This is a genomic window from Arthrobacter pascens, from assembly GCF_030815585.1.
Classification (GTDB): domain Bacteria; phylum Actinomycetota; class Actinomycetes; order Actinomycetales; family Micrococcaceae; genus Arthrobacter; species Arthrobacter pascens_A.
The window spans coordinates 466,655-483,449 of the sequence record NZ_JAUSWY010000001.1; the positions used below are offsets into that span (position 1 = coordinate 466,655).

Annotated in this window: 15 protein-coding genes; 3 read left to right on the forward strand and 12 right to left on the reverse strand. The window is 64.7% G+C overall.

Annotation, left to right across the window (positions count from 1 at the left end; all coding sequences use genetic code 11):
* Nucleotides 1-5: 5 nt before the first annotated feature.
* The 3 genes from QFZ30_RS02235 to QFZ30_RS02245 form a co-directional block, all read right to left on the reverse strand.
* Entirely contained in the window at nt 6-1,178 is a 1,173-nt protein-coding gene (locus tag QFZ30_RS02235; RefSeq protein ID WP_307073074.1) for a pyridoxal phosphate-dependent aminotransferase, read from the reverse strand.
* A 39-nt stretch (nt 1,179-1,217) separates the two neighbouring features.
* Nucleotides 1,218-1,397 carry a hypothetical protein gene (locus QFZ30_RS02240; protein WP_307073076.1) on the reverse strand — a complete coding sequence of 60 codons (180 nt, stop codon included), beginning with the start codon at nt 1,395-1,397 and terminating at the stop codon, nt 1,218-1,220.
* A 265-nt stretch (nt 1,398-1,662) separates the two neighbouring features.
* Nucleotides 1,663-2,340, reverse strand: a complete 678-nt coding sequence (locus tag QFZ30_RS02245) for a Crp/Fnr family transcriptional regulator (RefSeq protein ID WP_214961308.1) — start codon at nt 2,338-2,340, stop codon at nt 1,663-1,665.
* Between the two features lie 263 nt (nt 2,341-2,603).
* Between QFZ30_RS02245 and QFZ30_RS02250 the strand changes: the two genes are divergently transcribed.
* Nucleotides 2,604-3,788, forward strand: coding sequence for a MarP family serine protease (locus QFZ30_RS02250; RefSeq protein ID WP_307073078.1), 1,185 nt, complete (start codon nt 2,604-2,606; stop codon nt 3,786-3,788).
* 12 nt (nt 3,789-3,800) lie between these two features.
* On the opposite strand, the gene QFZ30_RS02255 is transcribed toward QFZ30_RS02250, so the two are convergent.
* From QFZ30_RS02255 to QFZ30_RS02285, 7 genes are all read right to left on the reverse strand, one after another.
* Nucleotides 3,801-4,040 carry a DUF2332 family protein gene (locus QFZ30_RS02255; RefSeq protein ID WP_307073080.1) on the reverse strand — a complete coding sequence of 80 codons (240 nt, stop codon included), beginning with the start codon at nt 4,038-4,040 and terminating at the stop codon, nt 3,801-3,803.
* Nucleotides 4,040-4,840, reverse strand: coding sequence for a DUF2332 domain-containing protein (locus tag QFZ30_RS02260; protein WP_307073082.1), 801 nt, complete (start codon nt 4,838-4,840; stop codon nt 4,040-4,042). The genes QFZ30_RS02255 and QFZ30_RS02260 overlap by 1 nt, the downstream gene beginning before the upstream one ends.
* Before the next feature lie 2 nt (nt 4,841-4,842).
* Entirely contained in the window at nt 4,843-5,307 is a 465-nt protein-coding gene (gene aroQ, locus QFZ30_RS02265) for a type II 3-dehydroquinate dehydratase (RefSeq protein WP_307073084.1), read from the reverse strand.
* 80 nt (nt 5,308-5,387) lie between these two features.
* Complete coding sequence (locus tag QFZ30_RS02270) at nt 5,388-7,574, reverse strand: alpha-galactosidase (protein ID WP_307073087.1); 2,187 nt, start codon at nt 7,572-7,574, stop codon at nt 5,388-5,390.
* Nucleotides 7,575-7,740: 166 nt separating this feature from the next.
* A complete protein-coding gene (locus QFZ30_RS02275; protein ID WP_307073089.1) occupies nt 7,741-9,081 on the reverse strand; it encodes an ABC transporter substrate-binding protein in 1,341 nt (446 codons plus the stop codon).
* A gap of 89 nt (nt 9,082-9,170) precedes the next feature.
* Nucleotides 9,171-10,115: a carbohydrate ABC transporter permease gene (locus QFZ30_RS02280; protein WP_307073090.1), complete on the reverse strand. Its 945-nt coding sequence runs from the start codon at nt 10,113-10,115 to the stop codon at nt 9,171-9,173.
* Nucleotides 10,116-10,126: 11 nt separating this feature from the next.
* Nucleotides 10,127-11,089: a carbohydrate ABC transporter permease gene (locus tag QFZ30_RS02285; protein ID WP_307073092.1), complete on the reverse strand. Its 963-nt coding sequence runs from the start codon at nt 11,087-11,089 to the stop codon at nt 10,127-10,129.
* A gap of 219 nt (nt 11,090-11,308) precedes the next feature.
* Here QFZ30_RS02285 and QFZ30_RS02290 point away from each other — a divergent pair, with 219 nt between their 5' ends.
* Both QFZ30_RS02290 and QFZ30_RS02295 read left to right on the forward strand, forming a co-directional pair.
* A complete protein-coding gene (locus tag QFZ30_RS02290; RefSeq protein WP_307073093.1) occupies nt 11,309-12,511 on the forward strand; it encodes a Gfo/Idh/MocA family protein in 1,203 nt (400 codons plus the stop codon).
* 14 nt (nt 12,512-12,525) lie between these two features.
* Entirely contained in the window at nt 12,526-13,545 is a 1,020-nt protein-coding gene (locus tag QFZ30_RS02295; protein WP_307073095.1) for a LacI family DNA-binding transcriptional regulator, read from the forward strand.
* Between the two features lie 59 nt (nt 13,546-13,604).
* On the opposite strand, the gene QFZ30_RS02300 is transcribed toward QFZ30_RS02295, so the two are convergent.
* Both QFZ30_RS02300 and acs read right to left on the reverse strand, forming a co-directional pair.
* Nucleotides 13,605-14,393, reverse strand: coding sequence for a DeoR/GlpR family DNA-binding transcription regulator (locus tag QFZ30_RS02300; RefSeq protein WP_307073097.1), 789 nt, complete (start codon nt 14,391-14,393; stop codon nt 13,605-13,607).
* Nucleotides 14,394-14,571: 178 nt separating this feature from the next.
* On the reverse strand, nt 14,572-16,620 hold the full coding sequence (gene acs / locus QFZ30_RS02305) for an acetate--CoA ligase (protein ID WP_307079988.1): 2,049 nt from the start codon (nt 16,618-16,620) through the stop codon (nt 14,572-14,574).
* Between the last annotated feature and the right edge of the window lie 175 nt (nt 16,621-16,795).

The following is a 16,795-nucleotide window of genomic DNA, read 5'->3' on the forward strand; positions in this document are numbered from 1 at the left end:
CCCGCTCACTCGCGGCCGCCGGCCTCCTGCATCGCTGCCCTGAAACGGTCGCCCAACAGGTGGATCCGTTCGACAGGTTCATTGCTGAATACCAGGCGGAGGTGGCGGTCTGCGACTTCCCCGCCCCAGCCTGTCATCGCGGTCGCCGCAACGCCGTGTCGCAGCAGGACCCGGGAGAGGTCACCCGGCTGGACGCCGTGTTCTACGGTGTCCAGAATCTGGGACCAGCCGCCTGCTGCCGGGACCATGGCGAATCCGTGCAGGGCAGCTGTGAGGGCATTGCGTCGCCGCTCCCATTCAGCAAGGCACTCGGCAAAGCTGTCATCGCCATCACGCAGGGCAGCAATCAGCCCTGCCTGTGCAATACCGCCCGGGGTGATGCCGTTGTAGATATGGACGACGGCGAGATCGGATATGACCGCGGCCGGTGCCAGAATCCAACCGATACGCCAGCCGATCATGCGCTGCTCAATCGAAGCCGTGCCGATGATGATGGTGCGATCCCGCATTCCGGGGTAGGAAGCCGGGCTGAGGATTGGTTGACCGTCGTAGACGATTCCCTCCATTACCGACCAGTAGATCAGCCACAGGTCATGCTCGACGCAGAGGCGTGTGACGGCGGACCATTCTTCGTCGCTAAGCCGGTATCCGGAGGGAAAAGACGGGTTCTGGACGAAGATTGCCCGCGTTCCCGGCGAGACGGCGGCCTCCAGCGCATCCAGGTCCATGCGCCACGCACCCACGGAGACCGTCATCGGCACGAGCCGCGGTACGCCCCCTGCCAGGCGCACACGATTGAGCATGCCTGCATACGTGGGGTCCGTGAGCACGATCTCATCTCCGGGATCAGTAAGAGCCAGGAGGGCATCAAGCAGGCAGTCCCCATCGCTGGAGGTCAGGATGACTTCCGTCGCCGGGTCGTAACTAACGCCGGTCCGCCCGGCCACATAGGCGGCGACTGCTTCCTTGGCAGCCAGCTGACCGGTGAACGGAAGATATGAATTAGCGGAATCCAGCCCTACTGCTGCACGCGTCGCCTCGATCGCCGCGGCCGGAGGGAGCAGATCCGTATCCAGATTCTCGAGCCGCAAGGTGTCCGGATCGTCTCCGGCTGCCGCAGCCACGGTGTCAATGCTGAATCCGGCTACATGGTCCAGCCGGGTGGGCCTGGGCCTCATCGCTCTGCCTCGTTTCGCCGAAGGTGACCGCGCAGCATGCTACAGGCGGATTTCAGAATACGGGCGGCTGGGAAGGGTCCCCGGAATCCAGCGCTGCTCGGTGGGTTCCAAGGGAATCCGGCCACGGCCGTCGCGGATCACCAGGACGACCGTGCCGATCATGGCCGACAACGACGCCAAGCCCAGGAAGATCAATACTACAACCATTGCCACAGACATGCTTATGCACCTCGTGGCTCAATCCTACGACCGCCGGGGGTTCTGCAATAGGCCGTGGTTGAGTCCGCTGCCCAGCTCAGACCCTCTCTCACCTTTGGTCAGTTTTGGCCGGACCCTCTCGCACTCTTGCCTGATCCGGCACCCAGGCCTTTAAACGCAAAAGGCCCGAGGTCCGGCATCCGGAAGCGTGCGTCAAAGCGACGAAGGAGCAGCACGCGGAGGATGCCGGCCTTGGGCCGGACGCTTGTTGGGGCTTGCTACGGGGCTATCGCGAGCGCTGGCGGAGGCGCTGCATGTCCAGGATTACTACGGCGCGGGCTTCCAGGCGGAGCCAGCCGCGCTGTACGAATTCGGCCAGGGCCTTATTGACCGTTTCACGGGATGCGCCAACCAGCTGTGCCAGTTCTTCCTGGGTGAGCTCGTGGGCTACCAGGACGCCATCCGTTGCCGGGCGGCCGAAGCGGTCTGCCAGGTCAAGGAGTGCCTTGGCCACGCGGCCGGGGACGTCCGAGAAGACAAGATCCGAGAGTGAATCGTTGGTGCGGCGCAGGCGGCGGGCCAGAGCCTGCAGGAGCTGCGCCGAGACCTCGGGGCGGGTGCGCAGCAGGGCGTTGAGGCTTTCGTTCCTCAGCCCGGCCAGGCGGGTCTCCGAGACGGCCGTCGCCGTGGCGGTCCGCGGGCTGGGGTCAAATAAGGCCATTTCGCCGAACAATTCGCCCGGGCCCAGGATAGCCAGGAGCGATTCGCGGCCGTCCGGGGACGTGCGGCCCAGCTTCACTTTGCCGGAGACGATGAAGTAGAGCTGGTCGCCCTGGTCGCCCTCGCGGAATACCGACGCACCGCGGGAAAGGTCCACCTCGGTCAGCTCGTCCGTCAGCAGACGGAATGCTTCGTCGTCGAGCGTGGCGAAAAGGGGTGCTCGGCGCAGTACCTCGATGTCCATGTAATCTCCTGAATAAAATGTGTCGGCTGTGGCGCTTGTGCCATTGTTTCAGAATTTTGAAGGTTCTGTGACGTACTTGGCAGCCGAAACGCCCTAAAGGACGGCAGAGAGTACCCATTCACGCGGCCGGATGCTGCTTGCCGCCCACCTGCACGGCACCCTTCCGGTCAAATGTCGGGGAGAATCCGGGGCCGCCGTCGTCCACAGAAGAATGCCAGCATGCACCACTAGAATGAGGGCTCGACCGCTTATAAGGAGCCTTGGTGTTTGGCTTGACTGTTCTGGACCTGGCGTTGATCCTGGCGCTGCTGTCCTACCTGATCTACGGCCTGCGCAACGGCTTCCTGGTGACCCTCGGTGGGATCGCCGGTTTTGCTGCCGGGGCGGTGGCTGCGTTTTTCGCCGTGCCCCTGGTCAGCGGCTATGTGGATGACTCCGGGTGGAGGCTGACCGCGATTGTGGCCGCCACGGTCGTGCTGGTGGCACTGGGACACGGCCTGGGCACCATGATCGGGCGGAGAATCCGCGGCGCCGTGCGGATCCAGCCACTGCGGGCAGTGGACCGGCTGCTGGGCGGTGCCGTCAATGTGGTGGTCTCCGCATTGGTCATGTCCCTGCTCGCCTTCAGCATCAGCGCGCTGGGTGTGCCGTTTGTCTCCCAGCAGCTGGCCGAGTCCAAGGTGATCCGGTTCATCGACGGCCTGACGCCCACGCCGGTCAAGGCCACCATGGCGCAACTGCGGTCCACTGTGATCGGCAACGGAATTCCCATCCTGCTTGAAGGCCTGCGGCCGGGCGAACCCGTGCCTGTTCCCAACGCCAGCACCGACACGCCCGCGCTGAACCAGGCGGCGGAATCGGTCCTGAAAATCGCGGGAACTGCCTACGAATGCGGCCAGAACCAGACCGGCACCGGCTTTGTGGTGTCCCCCGGTCGGGTTGTGACGAATGCCCATGTGGTGGCGGGCGTGTCGCAGCCGGTTGTGGAGATCCCGGACGGCGGAGCGATGCCCGGTCGGGTGGTCTACTTCGACACCAAACACGATCTCGCAGTCCTGGCCGTTGACGGGCTGCCCTCCGAACCGCTGGCGCTCAGCCCTGACCTCCCGAACGGCAGCCCGGCCGCCTTCGCCGGATATCCGCACGGCGGCCCGTTCCAGTCCAAGCCGGCCACAGTCCAGGACATCAGCACCGTGCTGGTGCCGGACATTTACGGCAACAACTCATCACCGGAGGAGATCTACCGCCTGGCCGGCGACGTCCAGCCCGGAAACTCCGGTGGGCCGCTGCTCACCACTGAAGGCCTGGTGGCCGGCGTGATCTTTGCCAAGGCGACGTCCGACGCCGGGATGGGCTTTGCCATCACCATGAACGACCTGACCCCGGTTGCGTCCCAGGCTTCCGGCCTGAGCGCCCCCGTGTCATCCGGGCAGTGCATCCAGAAGTAGGGAGCCTGTGAGTCAGAGCCACTCGAGGCTTTGGCCGTGCGGGCCCGTGATGGCCACCGGCCGGCCGTTGTGGGTGAGCAGGAACCTGCCAAGGATCCGCTGCGGATCCACCTCCGGCACCACGTTGGACCCGTCCTCCTGGTCGATCACCATGTGGCCCTCGTTGGACAGCCAGTGACAGCCCCGGCTGGCCTCGAGTTCCCGGATGGTCTCGCGGAACCTGGATCGGCCGTTGGCGTTGAGGTAGCCCATCACGGCACATGGTGGAAAACCACCAGGGCGGCGCCGGCGGGTGCCTGCGCAGCAACGTCGACCAGCTGGTCATTGAGGTCTCCGGCGATCAGGAACGGGGGATCCTGCTGCACAATGGCCACGGCCTGGCGCAGCCTCATGAGCCGGAAGTCCTGCTCGGGCCAGACGAGCGCTTCCAGCCAGGCGACGTCGTCGGCGTTGTTCACATCCAGCGGGTTCAGGTCGATGCCCGCCCGCCACACCACCTGCGGAAGCTCGGCCGGCAAGGGAACCGGGCCGCTGGTGACGCACCTTAGGACGGGAGGCTCACCTCCGGTTCGCACCGCCTGGTCCGGAGACAGCCGGGTGACGGTGGTGCCGTCGTCGAACTCGTAGCCGTACCGGTCGGGGAACAGCACCAGACCGGCCGACGCCCCGACTTCGATCAGGGCCAAAGGCTTCCTTTCAGCCGCTGAGATTGCAGCCAGCGAGGGCAGTAGAGCGGCGCAGCGGCCGGCCTCGTTGGTCTGCGTGGAACGCGAGAGGACAATCCTGCTGACGGCAGTCCAATGGTCTTCCAGGAAACCGCGGAACTGCGCGTACGGGCCGGCCCCAGCACCCAGAAACCGTGCAGCGGCAAGAAGCAGGTTGGGCTGGCGCTTGTCGTGCGGCCACTGGTCGATCCGGGAGATCATCTGGGGGTCATCTGCGATGCCGAGCGTCCACTCGGCGTAGCAGGGGGAGGAGCCGGGCGCTTCCACCAGGCCAAAATGCCGGTACCACGAGGCGGTGCGGCTGGCGGATATCGGCGCGGCGGCCATTTCTACAGGGCTTCCGCCAGATAGTCGATGGCGAGCTTGTAGCCGAACACGCCCGCCCCCACGATCACCGCTGCACAGACCGGGGACAGGAACGAGTGGTGCCGGAACTCCTCGCGCTGGTGCACATTGGTGATGTGGACCTCCACCGCCGGTAGCTGAACCGCCGCGAGCGCGTCGCGGAGGGCAACTGAGGTGTGGGTGAAGGCGCCGGCGTTGATCACAATCCCGACGGCGCTGCCCCGGGCGGCGTGAATAGTATCCAACAGGACGCCCTCATGGTTGGACTGGACGCACTCCGCCGTGAAGCCGTGGACCTCAGCTGCACCGCGGGCCAGCTGTTCAACATCGGCAAGGGTGGAGGTGCCGTATTTTTCCGGCTCGCGGGTTCCCAGAAGGTTCAGGTTGGGCCCGTTGATCACAAGGATGGTGCCGCGGCCGGCTTCGGCGGCGGTTGAGGCTTCAGTCATGCCTCCAAATGTATAGGCTGGCTTGGCCTGCCGTGCATTGCGTGCCAGAGGAGAAGGCACGGCAGGCCACCCAATCGCCGCTACGCCGCCGTGAACCTTAGAAGAACGGCATGCTCCGGGTTCAGGATCGGTATGGGAAGCCCGACTTCGGCCAGGAACCGGCCGTTGGCAACGGCCCCGTCTGCCAGCCACGCCGGCGGCCGGACCTGCGTGTACGTGTGGGCGTAGTCGACGTCTCCGGGTACCGGGAAGATGGCTTCCACCCGGTAGGTGCGGTCCGGTTCCAGCCCCGGAATCGCGACCCTGCCCGGCTGTTCAGCGAACGCCGTGCGGGTTCTGACCAGGGCGAACAGCGCCGTCGTCGAACCTTCACCCATGTCTGCTCCGCCGTCGGCCACCACGCCGTGGAGCATGAGCGAGTCATCAGCGACGTCGGCGCGGATCATCCGGCCGCTGTGGATCAGGTCCCGGTGTTCCTTGTAGAGGCCGATGAAGCGCTTGAGTTCCTCGCGCTCGGCGCCCTGGACACTGCGGACGTCCCATTCCATGCCGAAATGGCCGAAAAGTGCGGTGATGGCGCGGAACGAGAGATCGTGGGTGCGGGCTGTGGTGTGAGAGGTGGTGGGGCCGATGTGCCCGCCCACGAGTTCCGGCGGCACCACCAGCCCGGTCCAGCGCTGGATGGTCTGCCGCTCCAGGGCGTCGTTGCAGTCCGAGGCCCAGATGCGGTCGGTGCGCTCCAGGATCCCCAGGTCCACCCGGGCGCCGCCGGAGGAGCAGCTTTCAATCTCGACGCCGGGATGGGCCTTGCGGAGCTCGTCAAACAGCCTGTAGGCCGCCCGCGTCTGTTCGTGGACGGAGGAGCGACCGGCGTGGCCGTGTTCGATCAGGTCGCGGTTCTGGTCCCACTTGAGGTAGCTGATGTTGTTTCCGCGCAGGAGCGCGTCCATGCGGTCGAAAATGTACTGCCAGGCGTCCGGGTTCACGAGGTCAATGATGTGCTGAGTCCGCCACTCCAGTGGGAGCCTGCCGCCGTCCTTGTGCGAGGGCACTGCCGGGCCAACAATCCACTCGGGGTGTGCCCGGGCAATATCGGAATCCAGGTTGACCATTTCCGGCTCCACCCACAGGCCGAATTCCATACCGTGCGAGGTGACGGCGTCGATCAGCGGCGTGAACCCGTTGGGCCACAACGACTCATCCACGTACCAGTCGCCCAGGCCGGCGCGGTCGTCCCGGCGTCCGCGGAACCAGCCGTCGTCGAGCACAAACCGCTCCACGCCCAGCTCGGCGGCGGAGTCGGCCAGCTCGATCAGCGTATCCAGATTGTGGTCGAAGTAGACCGCTTCCCAGGTGTTGAGCACCACGGGACGGGGCTTGCCGCCGCCCGCAGCAGGCATGACGTGGTGGGGCCGGGACCGGAACCAGCTGTAGAAAGCTTCGCTGATGCCGTCCAGTCCGCGGTCCGAGTAGGCGGCGAAGAGTGCGGGCGTGGTGTAGCTGCCGCCGGGCTGGAGGATGACCTCCGCCGGGCCCAGGAGTTCGGAGCCGCCGATCATGGTGCGGCCGTCCCCGATGCTGTCCGCGAACTGTTCGTGGTTTCCGCTCCAGGCAAGGTGGGTTGCCCAGACCTTGCCCTGGCGGTTGCCGAAGCCTTCGGTGCCGGCAGCGAACAGCAGCGAGGAGTCGTGGCCGGTGCGGCCGTGCCGGCCAGTCCGGACCCAGGTCCCCTGCTGGATGGACCGGCGCTGGGGGTGGTTTTCACGGCACCAGCGTCCGGTCAGGTCAAGGAGTTCGACGGCGTCCGGAGCCACTGGCAGGACCGTGGCCAGTTCGTCGAGCTGATAGGGGGTGGTGCCGTCGTTGGTGATGGTGTGGCGCAGCTCCAGCAGGCCGCCGTCGTGCAGTGTCAGGGAAGACTCAACGGTGATGCCGGCATCGGCGTCGGATTGCACGATGACAGCGGAGTTGCAGTCGGTGGCGGCAGTCACGACGCGCAGGCGGGCGGAGAAATCCAGACCGGAGACGCCGTCGGCAATGCGGTGGCCGCGGAGTGCAGGCCTGCCGCGCCAGCTCGACGACGCCTGAGGCAGAAGACCGGCTGTGACAGTGGCGTCCACCGCGGAGTGGGGGACGGGCTCGCCCAGGATGGCGAGATCCGGCAGGGTGGCGCCCAAATCGGCGCCCCAATGGATAATCTCGGCCTCCCCGCTGTTGAAGCTGATCACCAGGCTGGTGCCGGCGGTTCGGAGGTGGAGCGGATCCATAGGTATATCTCTTTCAGTAATGATGATGTGCGTTCGGTGACGCAGGACGGTGGTGCTGTTGAGTGGCTTCGATGGAGCGGGGGAATCCGGATGCCGCCGTCGCGAGGAGGGAACGGCGGCATCCGGAACGGGTGACTGCAGCCACACCCGCAGTCACGTCTTACGCCTACTTGAAGAGGGCGTTGACCTTCTCGTTGGCCTCTGTGAAGGAGCTGGCAGGCTTCTTGCCCGAGATCACGGCGTCCATGGCGGGCTTCATGATGCCCTCGACCTTGGCCGCCTTGTCCGCGATCGGGAAGAGGAAGGTGGTGCCTTCCTTCACGTGTGTGGTGAAGGCCGAGACGTCCGTGCCCTTGGCCTTGAATGCCTCGGCTGCCTTCTCGGAGGAGGTGGTGATGGCGGGGAACACGACGCCCTTGCTGGCCACTACGTCCTGGCAGGCGGTGGAGGCGAGGTATTCCACCCATTTGACGGATGCTGCCGGGTTTTTGGTGCCGGCCCAGATTGAGTCGGCCAGGCCGTTGAACATGCTGGCGCGCTGGCCGTCCGGTCCCTTGGGTGTGGGGGCGATGCCTGTTTCCACGCCCTTGTAGCTGGTGTACTGGCCGATCATCCAGGAACCGCTGGTGTTGATGGCGGCCTTGCCTGCGCCGAAGGTGTCCTGCATCTCGGTGCCTACTGTGGTTTCAAGCTTGGGCATGTAGCCCTTTTCCACGAGTCCTGCCCACCAGGTGATGGTTTCCTGGAACTTGGGGTCGTCGTAGTTGAATTTCTTGCCCCACGGGTTTTTGTCGGTGTGGGTCCAGCCGGTGGTGGCCGTGAGGAAGCTCCACTGTGTCTGGCCCATGCCTGCGCTGCCGTCTTCAAGGCCCAGGCCGTAAGTGGCAACGTTGTTTTTGTCGAAGCCGGCCTCGTCGCCGCGCACGCCGTTCTTGTCCACGGTCAGGTGGGCAATGGCCTTCTCGTAGCTGCCGCCGTCCTTGGGGTTCCAGTCGAGGTTCTTCAGCTGTTCCTCGGTGAGACCGGCATCAGCCACCAGCTTCTTGTTGTAGAACATGGCAATGGTGTCCCAGTCCTTGGGCAGGCCATAGCGTTTGCCGTCCTCGGCCACCCAGAGGTCGGCCAGGCCCTCGTTGTAGATGCTCAGGTCGAGCTTGTCGTTCTTGACGGCGTCGTCCAGGGCGAGGAGCTGTTTGTTGGAGGCGAACTCCGGGTACTTGGCCAGGTGGTCGGTGAAAACGTCCGGTGCGGTGCCGGCAACGAAGCCGTTGGTCAGGGTGGTCCAGTAGTCGTCCCAGCCGCGCTGGGTGACCTTGACCTTGATATCGGGGTTGGCCTTGGTGAAGTCATCAGCGCACTGCTGGTAGGCAGGGAGCTGGTTGGCGTCCCAGAGCCAGTAGTTGATCTCGCCCTTGGCCTCGGTGGAGGCTGGAGCGGGTGCGCCGCAGGCGGACAGGGACAGGGCAATGGCAGCGGCAGCAGCGGCGACGCCAAGCGTTTTTTTCATGGTGGGCCTTTCGGTTCATGCAGGGGCGGAACGGGGGAGTGTGGAACTGAAGGAACAGTGGAACTGTGGAGCCGGTGGAACAGGGGGGATTATTTGATTCCGGAGAAGCCGATGGAGTTCACTACCTTCTTGCCGAAGGCGATGAAGAGCAGGAGGACCGGCAGGGCGGCGATGAGGGTCGCCGCCATGAGGCCGGACCAGTCGGGGGCGCCTTGCGGGGACTGGGACTTGAAGACACCCAGGCCAACGGTGAGGACCCGGACGCTCTCGTCCTGGCCGACCAGAAGCGGCCAGAAGTATTCGTTCCAGGTGCCGATGAAGGTCAACAACGCCAGCGTGGCCAAGGGGGCCGCGGCGTTGGGCAGCACAATCTTGAAGTAGATGCGGAACTTGCTGGCGCCGTCGAGCATGGCAGCTTCCTCCACTTCCCGGGACATGCTCAGGAAGAACTGGCGCAGGAAGAAGATCGCGAAGGGCGTCATGAACAGGAACGGCAGGATGATGCCGGCGTAGGTGTTCAGGAGACCCAGGTTCTTGATCATCAGGAAGTTGGGCAGGGCCGTGAAGATCGGCGGCACCATCATGGTGGCCAGGAAGAGTGCGAACACTTTCTCCCGCCCGGGCCAGCGCAGCCGGGAGAAGGCATAGGCGGCCATGGAGCTGAAGAACACCTGTCCGACGGTGACCACGGTGGAGACAATGATGGAGCTGCGCAAGTACCACCAGAAGTTGATGGCCGCACCGGACCCGCCCTCGGCAATGGCTTCCTCAGGGGTTTGCAGGCCCAAAACGCGTTTGAAGGCGCCCCAGCTGAAGTCGGCAGGCAGGAGGTTGCCGGAGTTGGCCGCGAGGGAATGGTTGCTGGACAGGGCGGTGCGGAGCATCCACAGGAACGGCGCAATGGTCACCACCAGCGCGATGGCCACGAGGGTCCAGGCTCCCGCACGTCGCCAGTTGAACGGCTTGCGGGGCTTGATGATGGCTGCGCGGGCCGGGGCGGCCGCGTCGTTGCGTGAGGGAGTCGAAGTAGTCATTGCGGGGGTCCTTAGTCCAGATCCGATTCATTGCCCTTGAGGAACTTCATTTGAACGAAGGCCACCAGGGCGAGGATGACGAAGAGAATGACAGACAGTGCCGAGGCGTACCCGAAGTCCGACTCGGTGAAGGCCTTTTGGTAGATGTACATCTGGATGACGCGGGAGGCGTTGATGGGACCGCCGGCGGTGGTGACGGCCACGGTGTCGAAGACCTGGAAGGAGCCGATGACGGTGACCACCAGGACCAGCACCATGACCGGGCGCAGCAGCGGCATGGTGATGGACCAGAACGTCCGGGTAGGGGACGCCCCGTCCAGGGAGGCAACCTCATACACATGGCTGGGAATCGACTGCAGTCCGGCGAAGATCAGCAGCGCGGTGTAGCCCATGTGCCGCCAGACGTTCACGGCCGCGATGGTGGGAATGGCCCATTGCTCGCTGCCGAAGAAAGCGATGCGTTGCCCGCCCAGCCAGCTGATGACCTCGTTGACGATGCCCAGTTGGTAGTCGAGCATCCAGAACCACAGCAGCGCAACGATCACGTTGGCCACCAGGAACGGCAGCAGCAGCGCGCCACGGATGAACGTGGATTTGGCCACCCGGTGCATCAGCAGCGCCAGGCCAAGGGCTATGGCGGTCTGGAAACCGATGTTGATGGCCACGTACTGGACGGTCACGCTCATCGCGTTCCAGAAAAGCTCATCGGCGAAAATCGCGGTGTAGTTATCCAGCCCGATCCACGTGGGATCACCGAGGATGTTGTATTCGGTAAAGCTGAGGTAGACGCCCCGGATGGTGGGAATCAGGAAGAACGCTACGAAGCCGATCATCGCCGGGAAGATGAAAACCATGGCGATCCTCATGTCGCCCATCCGGTGCGTGAGGCTCTTCTTCCGGGGGCCTCCGGTTCCTGCCGTGGAGTGTGGCGCCCGGTCTGCCGGGTCCCGTTGCTGCTTGGTAAGGGTGGTCATCGTCGACCCTTTCCTTGACTGTGATGTGGATAACAACTGTGAAGCAATCTACACGAGTAGATTCAGGAGGGCAAGTGTTTCTTTCTATCTTGCTCATTCAGGGTTTTATCCCATTGATTAGTCTGTTGACTCGAGTAGATTTGGGTGTAACACTTGGAAACCCCGGCGGAGAGCGCTTGCCGGGCAAGTCCCCGGATGGTCGTCAATGGAAGGTAAACAATGTCGTTTTCAATCGGCGTAGTAGGCGTAGGTCAGTTCGGCAGCCAGTTTGCGCACCTGTTCAATCTGCACCCCGGGGTCAGCGAGGTGTATGTCGTGGATGAAGTTTCACTGCGGGCCGCCGAAGCAGCGGACCGCCTGCAGCTCGCCGGTGTGAAGGCGAGTTTTGATGAACTGCTGGAATCCGAGGTCGACGCTGTGGCCATCTTCACGCAGCGCTGGACCCACGGTCCCCTGGTGGAGCAGGCACTTCGTGCGGGCAAGCATGTCTATTCGGCTGTTCCGATGGCCATTTCCGAGGACGAGATCGCCCGCATCATCGATGCCGTGCGCGAGACCGGAAACGTCTACATGATGGGCGAGACCAGCTACTACAACCCGGCCACCGTCTATGCCCGCAAGCAGCATGCGGCTGGCAGGTTCGGCAGGATCTTCTACAGCGAGGGCGATTACGTCCACGACATGGACCTCGGCTTCTACGACGCCTACCAGTACAGCGGAGGCGAACGCTGGAAGGAGACGGCCAGCTACCCTCCCATGCTGTACCCCACCCATGCCGTCGGCGGAGTGCTGGGCGCCGTCCCGGCCCATGCCGTCAGCGTCAGCTGCGTCGGCGTCAAGGACCACCGCAACGATGGCGTGTTCGACAAGGACGTCAGCATGTTCGGCAACGATTTCTCCAACGCCACGGCCCTGTTCGAGCTGAACGACGGCGGCGTGATGCGCACCAATGAGATGCGCCGGGTGGGCTACCCGTCGCACATCCGGGAGTCCCGCTTCCGTTTCTTTGGCACTGACGCCAGCTTCGAGCAGCTTGCCAAAGTCACCGTCTGGCAGGACAAGGAAAACGTCCACGACATCTCCGAGCAGCTGGAAACGCGGCCCAGCATGTCCCTGGACGACCCCTCGCTGGCCAACGTGGCCCCCGAACTGAGGGATGCCTTCGTTTCCGGGCTGTCCCCGGTTCACGACGCCGAACGGCTTCCGGAGGAGTTCCGTGGCGCACCGAACGGGCACGAGGGCAGCCACCACTTCCTGGTGGACGACTTCGTGACAGCGGTCAACCAGGGCACGTTGCCCCCGGTCAACGCCTGGGTGGCGGCACGGTTCACACTGCCCGGCATCGTCGCGCACGAATCCGCCCTGCGCGGCGGCGAACGGCTCCCAATCCGCGACTTCGGCGATGCCCCCGAGACCGTGTAGTTAGCATGGATCCCATGACCTCTTCGGCTTTGCACACTCCTCGCGGACCCGTTACCCGAAAGGATGTGGCCCGCTACGCCGGCGTGAGCACTGCCGTCGTGAGTTATGTGGTGAACGGAGGCCCCAAGCGGGTGGCTCCTGCCACGGAGGCCAAAGTGCAGGATGCCATCAGGGTCTTGGGATACCGGCCCAACGCGGCAGCGCGCGCCCTCAAGCTGGGCTCCAGCGAGACACTGGGGCTTATTGTCCCGGACAACAGCAACCCGTTCTTCTCCCTCCTGGCCCATGCCGTGGAAGATGCCGCCGCCGATTTGGGTTACGCCCTTGTCCTGACCAACTCGGACGGGAATCTGGCGAAGGAACGGCGGAACATCCGCAACCTGGCCGCGCGCCAGGTGGATGGCGTATTACTGGCGAGCGTCCTTTTTGAACCGGACCTGGACGACCTGGAGAAGGCTGATATCCCTTCGGTGCTGATGAACCATGGCCGCGAGGCCGCAGGCTTCAACAGCATCGGCGTGGACCTTGCCGCCGGGGCCCGGATCGCGGTGGAACACCTGATCGGGCACGGGCACACCCGGATCGGCCTGGCCATGGGTACCAACGTATCCGGCGAAGTGGACGGACGTGAGCGGGGATGGCTGGAGGCGCTCCGGGATGCGGGCGTGCCCGAAGGGCAGATCGTCCATGGCGAGTTCACCCGCCCCGGTGGCCATCTTGCGGGGCAGCGCCTGATAGCGTCCGCCAACCGGCCCACGGCTATTTTTGCCAGTTCCGACATGCAGGCCATCGGCATCCTGCGGGCAGTCCGCGAAGCCGGACTCACCGTGCCCGGCGACATTGCCCTTGCGTCCTTTGACGGGTCCGTGGAATCCGAATATTCGTGGCCCGCCCTGACCACCGTGGAGCAGCCAGTCCGTGCCATGGCCGAGGCAGCGGTGGCTGCCCTGGTCGGGGCCGGGCGCGGGGAGCCGGCACAGCACCGCATTTTCCCCACCCAACTCCGTGTCCGCCAGTCCTGCGGCTGCCCCTGAGACAGAGCCTGCAGGGAGCTGCGCTTCTGACGCGGCGGGTTGGCGTCCGCAAGGCGTCCTTAGACGGAAGCGATCCGGAGCTTGGTGATTCTCTCACCCAGCAGCCGCTGGGCTTCGGCGCCCAGGCCGGAGTCGGTGATGACCTCGTCAACCTCGTCCAAAGACACGATGGTGCTGATCCCCAGCAGGCCCCATTTGGTGTGGTCGGCGAGGACAACCACCTTACGGGCCGCCGCCACAAAGGCGCGGTTGGTCTCCGCTTCCAGCAGGTTTGGAGTGGTGAATCCGGCCTCGGCGTCCATCCCGTGCACGCCGAGGAACAGTAGGTCCAGGTGCAGCTGCTTCAGTGCGGCAGTGGCTATGGGCCCCACCAAAGCATCCGACGGGGTCCGCTCGCCGCCGATCAGGATCACAGTGGATCCGAAGCGGGCTGAACCGGCTGACCCGCCGTGATGGAAAAGATCTGCGATGCGCACCGAGTTGGTCACCACCGTGATCCGCGGGCCGTTGACGAGCTCCTTGGCCAACGCCCAGGTGGTGGTTCCGGCCCCGAGCCCTACGGCCATGCCCTCCTGCACGAGGCCGGCGGCCTCCAAGGCGATGGCGCGCTTCTCCGCGGGCAGCTGAGTGGACTTGAGGTCGAACCCAGGCTCGTGGGTACTGGCATCACCGGGAAGCTTGGCGCCTCCATGGATACGCTCCAGAAGGCCGCCTTCCTCCAGCAGCTCGATATCCCGGCGAACAGTCATCAGCGAAACACCCAACTGCTGGGCAAGGTCCGCGACGCGCACAACGCGCTCCCGCTGGACGGAATCCAAAATAGCCTGGTGACGTGCAGCGGCGAGCATCGAAAAAAGATCCTTAAAGCCAGGGACAGGGCTGCACCCAGCATACGGCGACGGCGCCGCCCACCGTGGTGGGAAGCGCCGTCGACGAGGAGTGGGAGTTATGCGGAAGCGTGCGTCAGAAGCGAGGAACGAGCTAGCACGCGGAGCATGACTCCCACTCCTCGCCCTCGCCACGCACTCACTTGCGCAGGGAGGCCGCGATCTGGGCCATGACGGTGTTGTCTGCCAGGGTGGTGGCGTCGCCCACTTCGCGGCCCTCGGCCACGTCCTTGAGGAGGCGGCGTATGATTTTGCCGGAACGGGTTTTGGGGAGTTCCGGGACCACGAGGATGGTTTTGGGTTTGGCGATGGGGCCGATTTCCTTTCCCACGTGGTTGCGGAGTTCCTGGACGATGGCGTCGCCGGAGTCCACGGCGTTCCCGCGCAGGATGACAAACGCGACGACGGCCTGGCCGGTGGTCTCGTCTGCGGCGCCCACAACGGCGGCCTCGGCCACGGCGGGGTGGGATACTAGTGCGGATTCGATTTCGGTGGTGGAGAGCCGGTGGCCGGATATGTTCATGACGTCGTCCACGCGGCCCAGGAGCCAGATGTCCCCGTCCTCGTCCTTCTTGGCCCCGTCCCCGGCGAAGTACATGGTTTCGAAGCGGGACCAGTAGGTGTCTTTGAACCGTTCGGGGTCGCCCCAGATGCCGCGGAGCATGGCGGGCCACGGTTCGCGGATCACCAGGAACCCGCCGTGGCCGTTGGGCACGGATTCGCCCTGTTCATCCACTACGTCCACGGCGATGCCTGGCAGGGGGACCTGCGCGGAGCCTGGTTTGGTGGCGGTGACTCCCGGGAGCGGGGCGATCATCTGCGCGCCCGTTTCGGTCTGCCACCAGGTGTCGACAATGGGGGCGGGGTGGTCCTTCTTCTCGCCGTTCTTGCCGGCATTGGCGCCGATGACGTCCCGGTACCACATCCAGGCCTCGGGGTTGATGGATTCGCCCACCGAACCCAGCACCCGGATCGAGGAGAGATCGTACTTGTCCGGGATGTCCCGGCCCCACTTCATGAACGTGCGGATGGCCGTGGGCGCGGTGTAAAGGATGGAGACCTTGTACTTTTCAACGATCTCCCACCAGCGGCCCTGGTGCGGGGCGTCGGGGGTACCTTCGTACATGACCTGGGTGGCGCCGTTGATGAGCGGGGCGTAGGCGACGTAGGAATGGCCGGTGACCCATCCGACGTCGGCCGTGCACCAGTAGACGTCTGTCTCAGGGTGCAGGTCGAAGACTGCCTTGTGGGTGTACGCGGTCTGTGTGAGGTAGCCGCCGGTGGTGTGCAGGATGCCCTTGGGCTTGCCCGTGGTTCCGGAGGTGTAGAGGATGAACAGCGGGTGCTCGGAGTCATGGCCCACGGCTGTGTGACCGGTGGAGGCGGCCTCGACGGTGTCGGCCCACCAGTGGTCCCGGCCTTCGTGCCAGTCCACGTCCTGGCCGTTGCGCTTGACCACCACAACGTTTTGCACGCTGTGGCCGTCCCGGGACAATGCTTCATCCACGGCGGGCTTGAGGGCGCTGGGCTTGCCGCGCCGGTAGGTGCCGTCGGCTGTGACCACCAGTTTGGCCTCGGCATCTTCAATCCGTGACCGGAGGGCGTCCGCGGAGAAACCGCCGAACACCACGGAATGGACGGCACCGATCCGGGCGCACGCCAGGAGCGTGATGACTGCCTCCGGGATCATGGGCAGGTAGACGGCTACCCTGTCACCCTTGGAAACGCCGAGGGATTCAAAGGCGTTAGCGGCCTTCTTCACCTCGTCGGTGAGCTGCGCGTACGTGTACGTGCGGGTGTCTCCCGGTTCGCCCTCGAAGTAGATCGCGACGCGGTCCCCAAGGCCGTTCTCGACGTGGCGGTCAAGTGCGTTGTAGGCAGCGTTGACCTCGCCTCCGACGAACCACTTGGCGAACGGCGGGTTGGACCAATCCAGGGGCTGGGTGAAGTCTTTGTTCCAGGTCAGCAGTTCGCGGGCCTGCCGGGCCCAGAAGGCGGGGCGGTCGGCGTCGGCCTCCGTGTAGTCGGCTGCGGTGGCAACGGCGTCGGCGGCGAATTCCGGGGTGGGGGCAAACTTCCGGTCTTCGTGCAGCAGGTTTTCAAAGGCGTCGCCCTGTTGGTCGCCCTCTTGCTTTCCGTGCAGCGTGCCTGCGGCGGTAGCCGTCGAGCTGGTGGTGTCGTGGGACATGGTGAACCTCATCATTCATCGATCTTCGCTGCGGGGCACGCCGTCGACGGCCGTGCTTCGCCGCTTCCGCGACAGTGAGCAGCGGCTGGTCACGGACATTCCGCAAAGAGCTGTTCCGGAATCAACACTAATGCTTGAATCCGTTGCTGTGTGGTCGCAGTCACACCGGCACCCA

Coding starts and splice junctions, on each gene's coding strand:
- QFZ30_RS02235 (WP_307073074.1), bottom strand. CDS start 1,178: ATGAGGCCCAGGCCCACCCGGCTGGACCATGTAGCCGGATTCAGCATT.
- QFZ30_RS02240 (WP_307073076.1), bottom strand. CDS start 1,397: ATGTCTGTGGCAATGGTTGTAGTATTGATCTTCCTGGGCTTGGCGTCG.
- QFZ30_RS02245 (WP_214961308.1), bottom strand. CDS start 2,340: ATGGACATCGAGGTACTGCGCCGAGCACCCCTTTTCGCCACGCTCGAC.
- QFZ30_RS02255 (WP_307073080.1), bottom strand. CDS start 4,040: ATGGGCTACCTCAACGCCAACGGCCGATCCAGGTTCCGCGAGACCATC.
- QFZ30_RS02260 (WP_307073082.1), bottom strand. CDS start 4,840: ATGGCCGCCGCGCCGATATCCGCCAGCCGCACCGCCTCGTGGTACCGG.
- aroQ (WP_307073084.1), bottom strand. CDS start 5,307: ATGACTGAAGCCTCAACCGCCGCCGAAGCCGGCCGCGGCACCATCCTT.
- QFZ30_RS02270 (WP_307073087.1), bottom strand. CDS start 7,574: ATGGATCCGCTCCACCTCCGAACCGCCGGCACCAGCCTGGTGATCAGC.
- QFZ30_RS02275 (WP_307073089.1), bottom strand. CDS start 9,081: ATGAAAAAAACGCTTGGCGTCGCCGCTGCTGCCGCTGCCATTGCCCTG.
- QFZ30_RS02280 (WP_307073090.1), bottom strand. CDS start 10,115: ATGACTACTTCGACTCCCTCACGCAACGACGCGGCCGCCCCGGCCCGC.
- QFZ30_RS02285 (WP_307073092.1), bottom strand. CDS start 11,089: ATGACCACCCTTACCAAGCAGCAACGGGACCCGGCAGACCGGGCGCCA.
- QFZ30_RS02290 (WP_307073093.1), top strand. CDS start 11,309: ATGTCGTTTTCAATCGGCGTAGTAGGCGTAGGTCAGTTCGGCAGCCAG.
- QFZ30_RS02295 (WP_307073095.1), top strand. CDS start 12,526: ATGACCTCTTCGGCTTTGCACACTCCTCGCGGACCCGTTACCCGAAAG.
- QFZ30_RS02300 (WP_307073097.1), bottom strand. CDS start 14,393: ATGCTCGCCGCTGCACGTCACCAGGCTATTTTGGATTCCGTCCAGCGG.
- acs (WP_307079988.1), bottom strand. CDS start 16,620: ATGTCCCACGACACCACCAGCTCGACGGCTACCGCCGCAGGCACGCTG.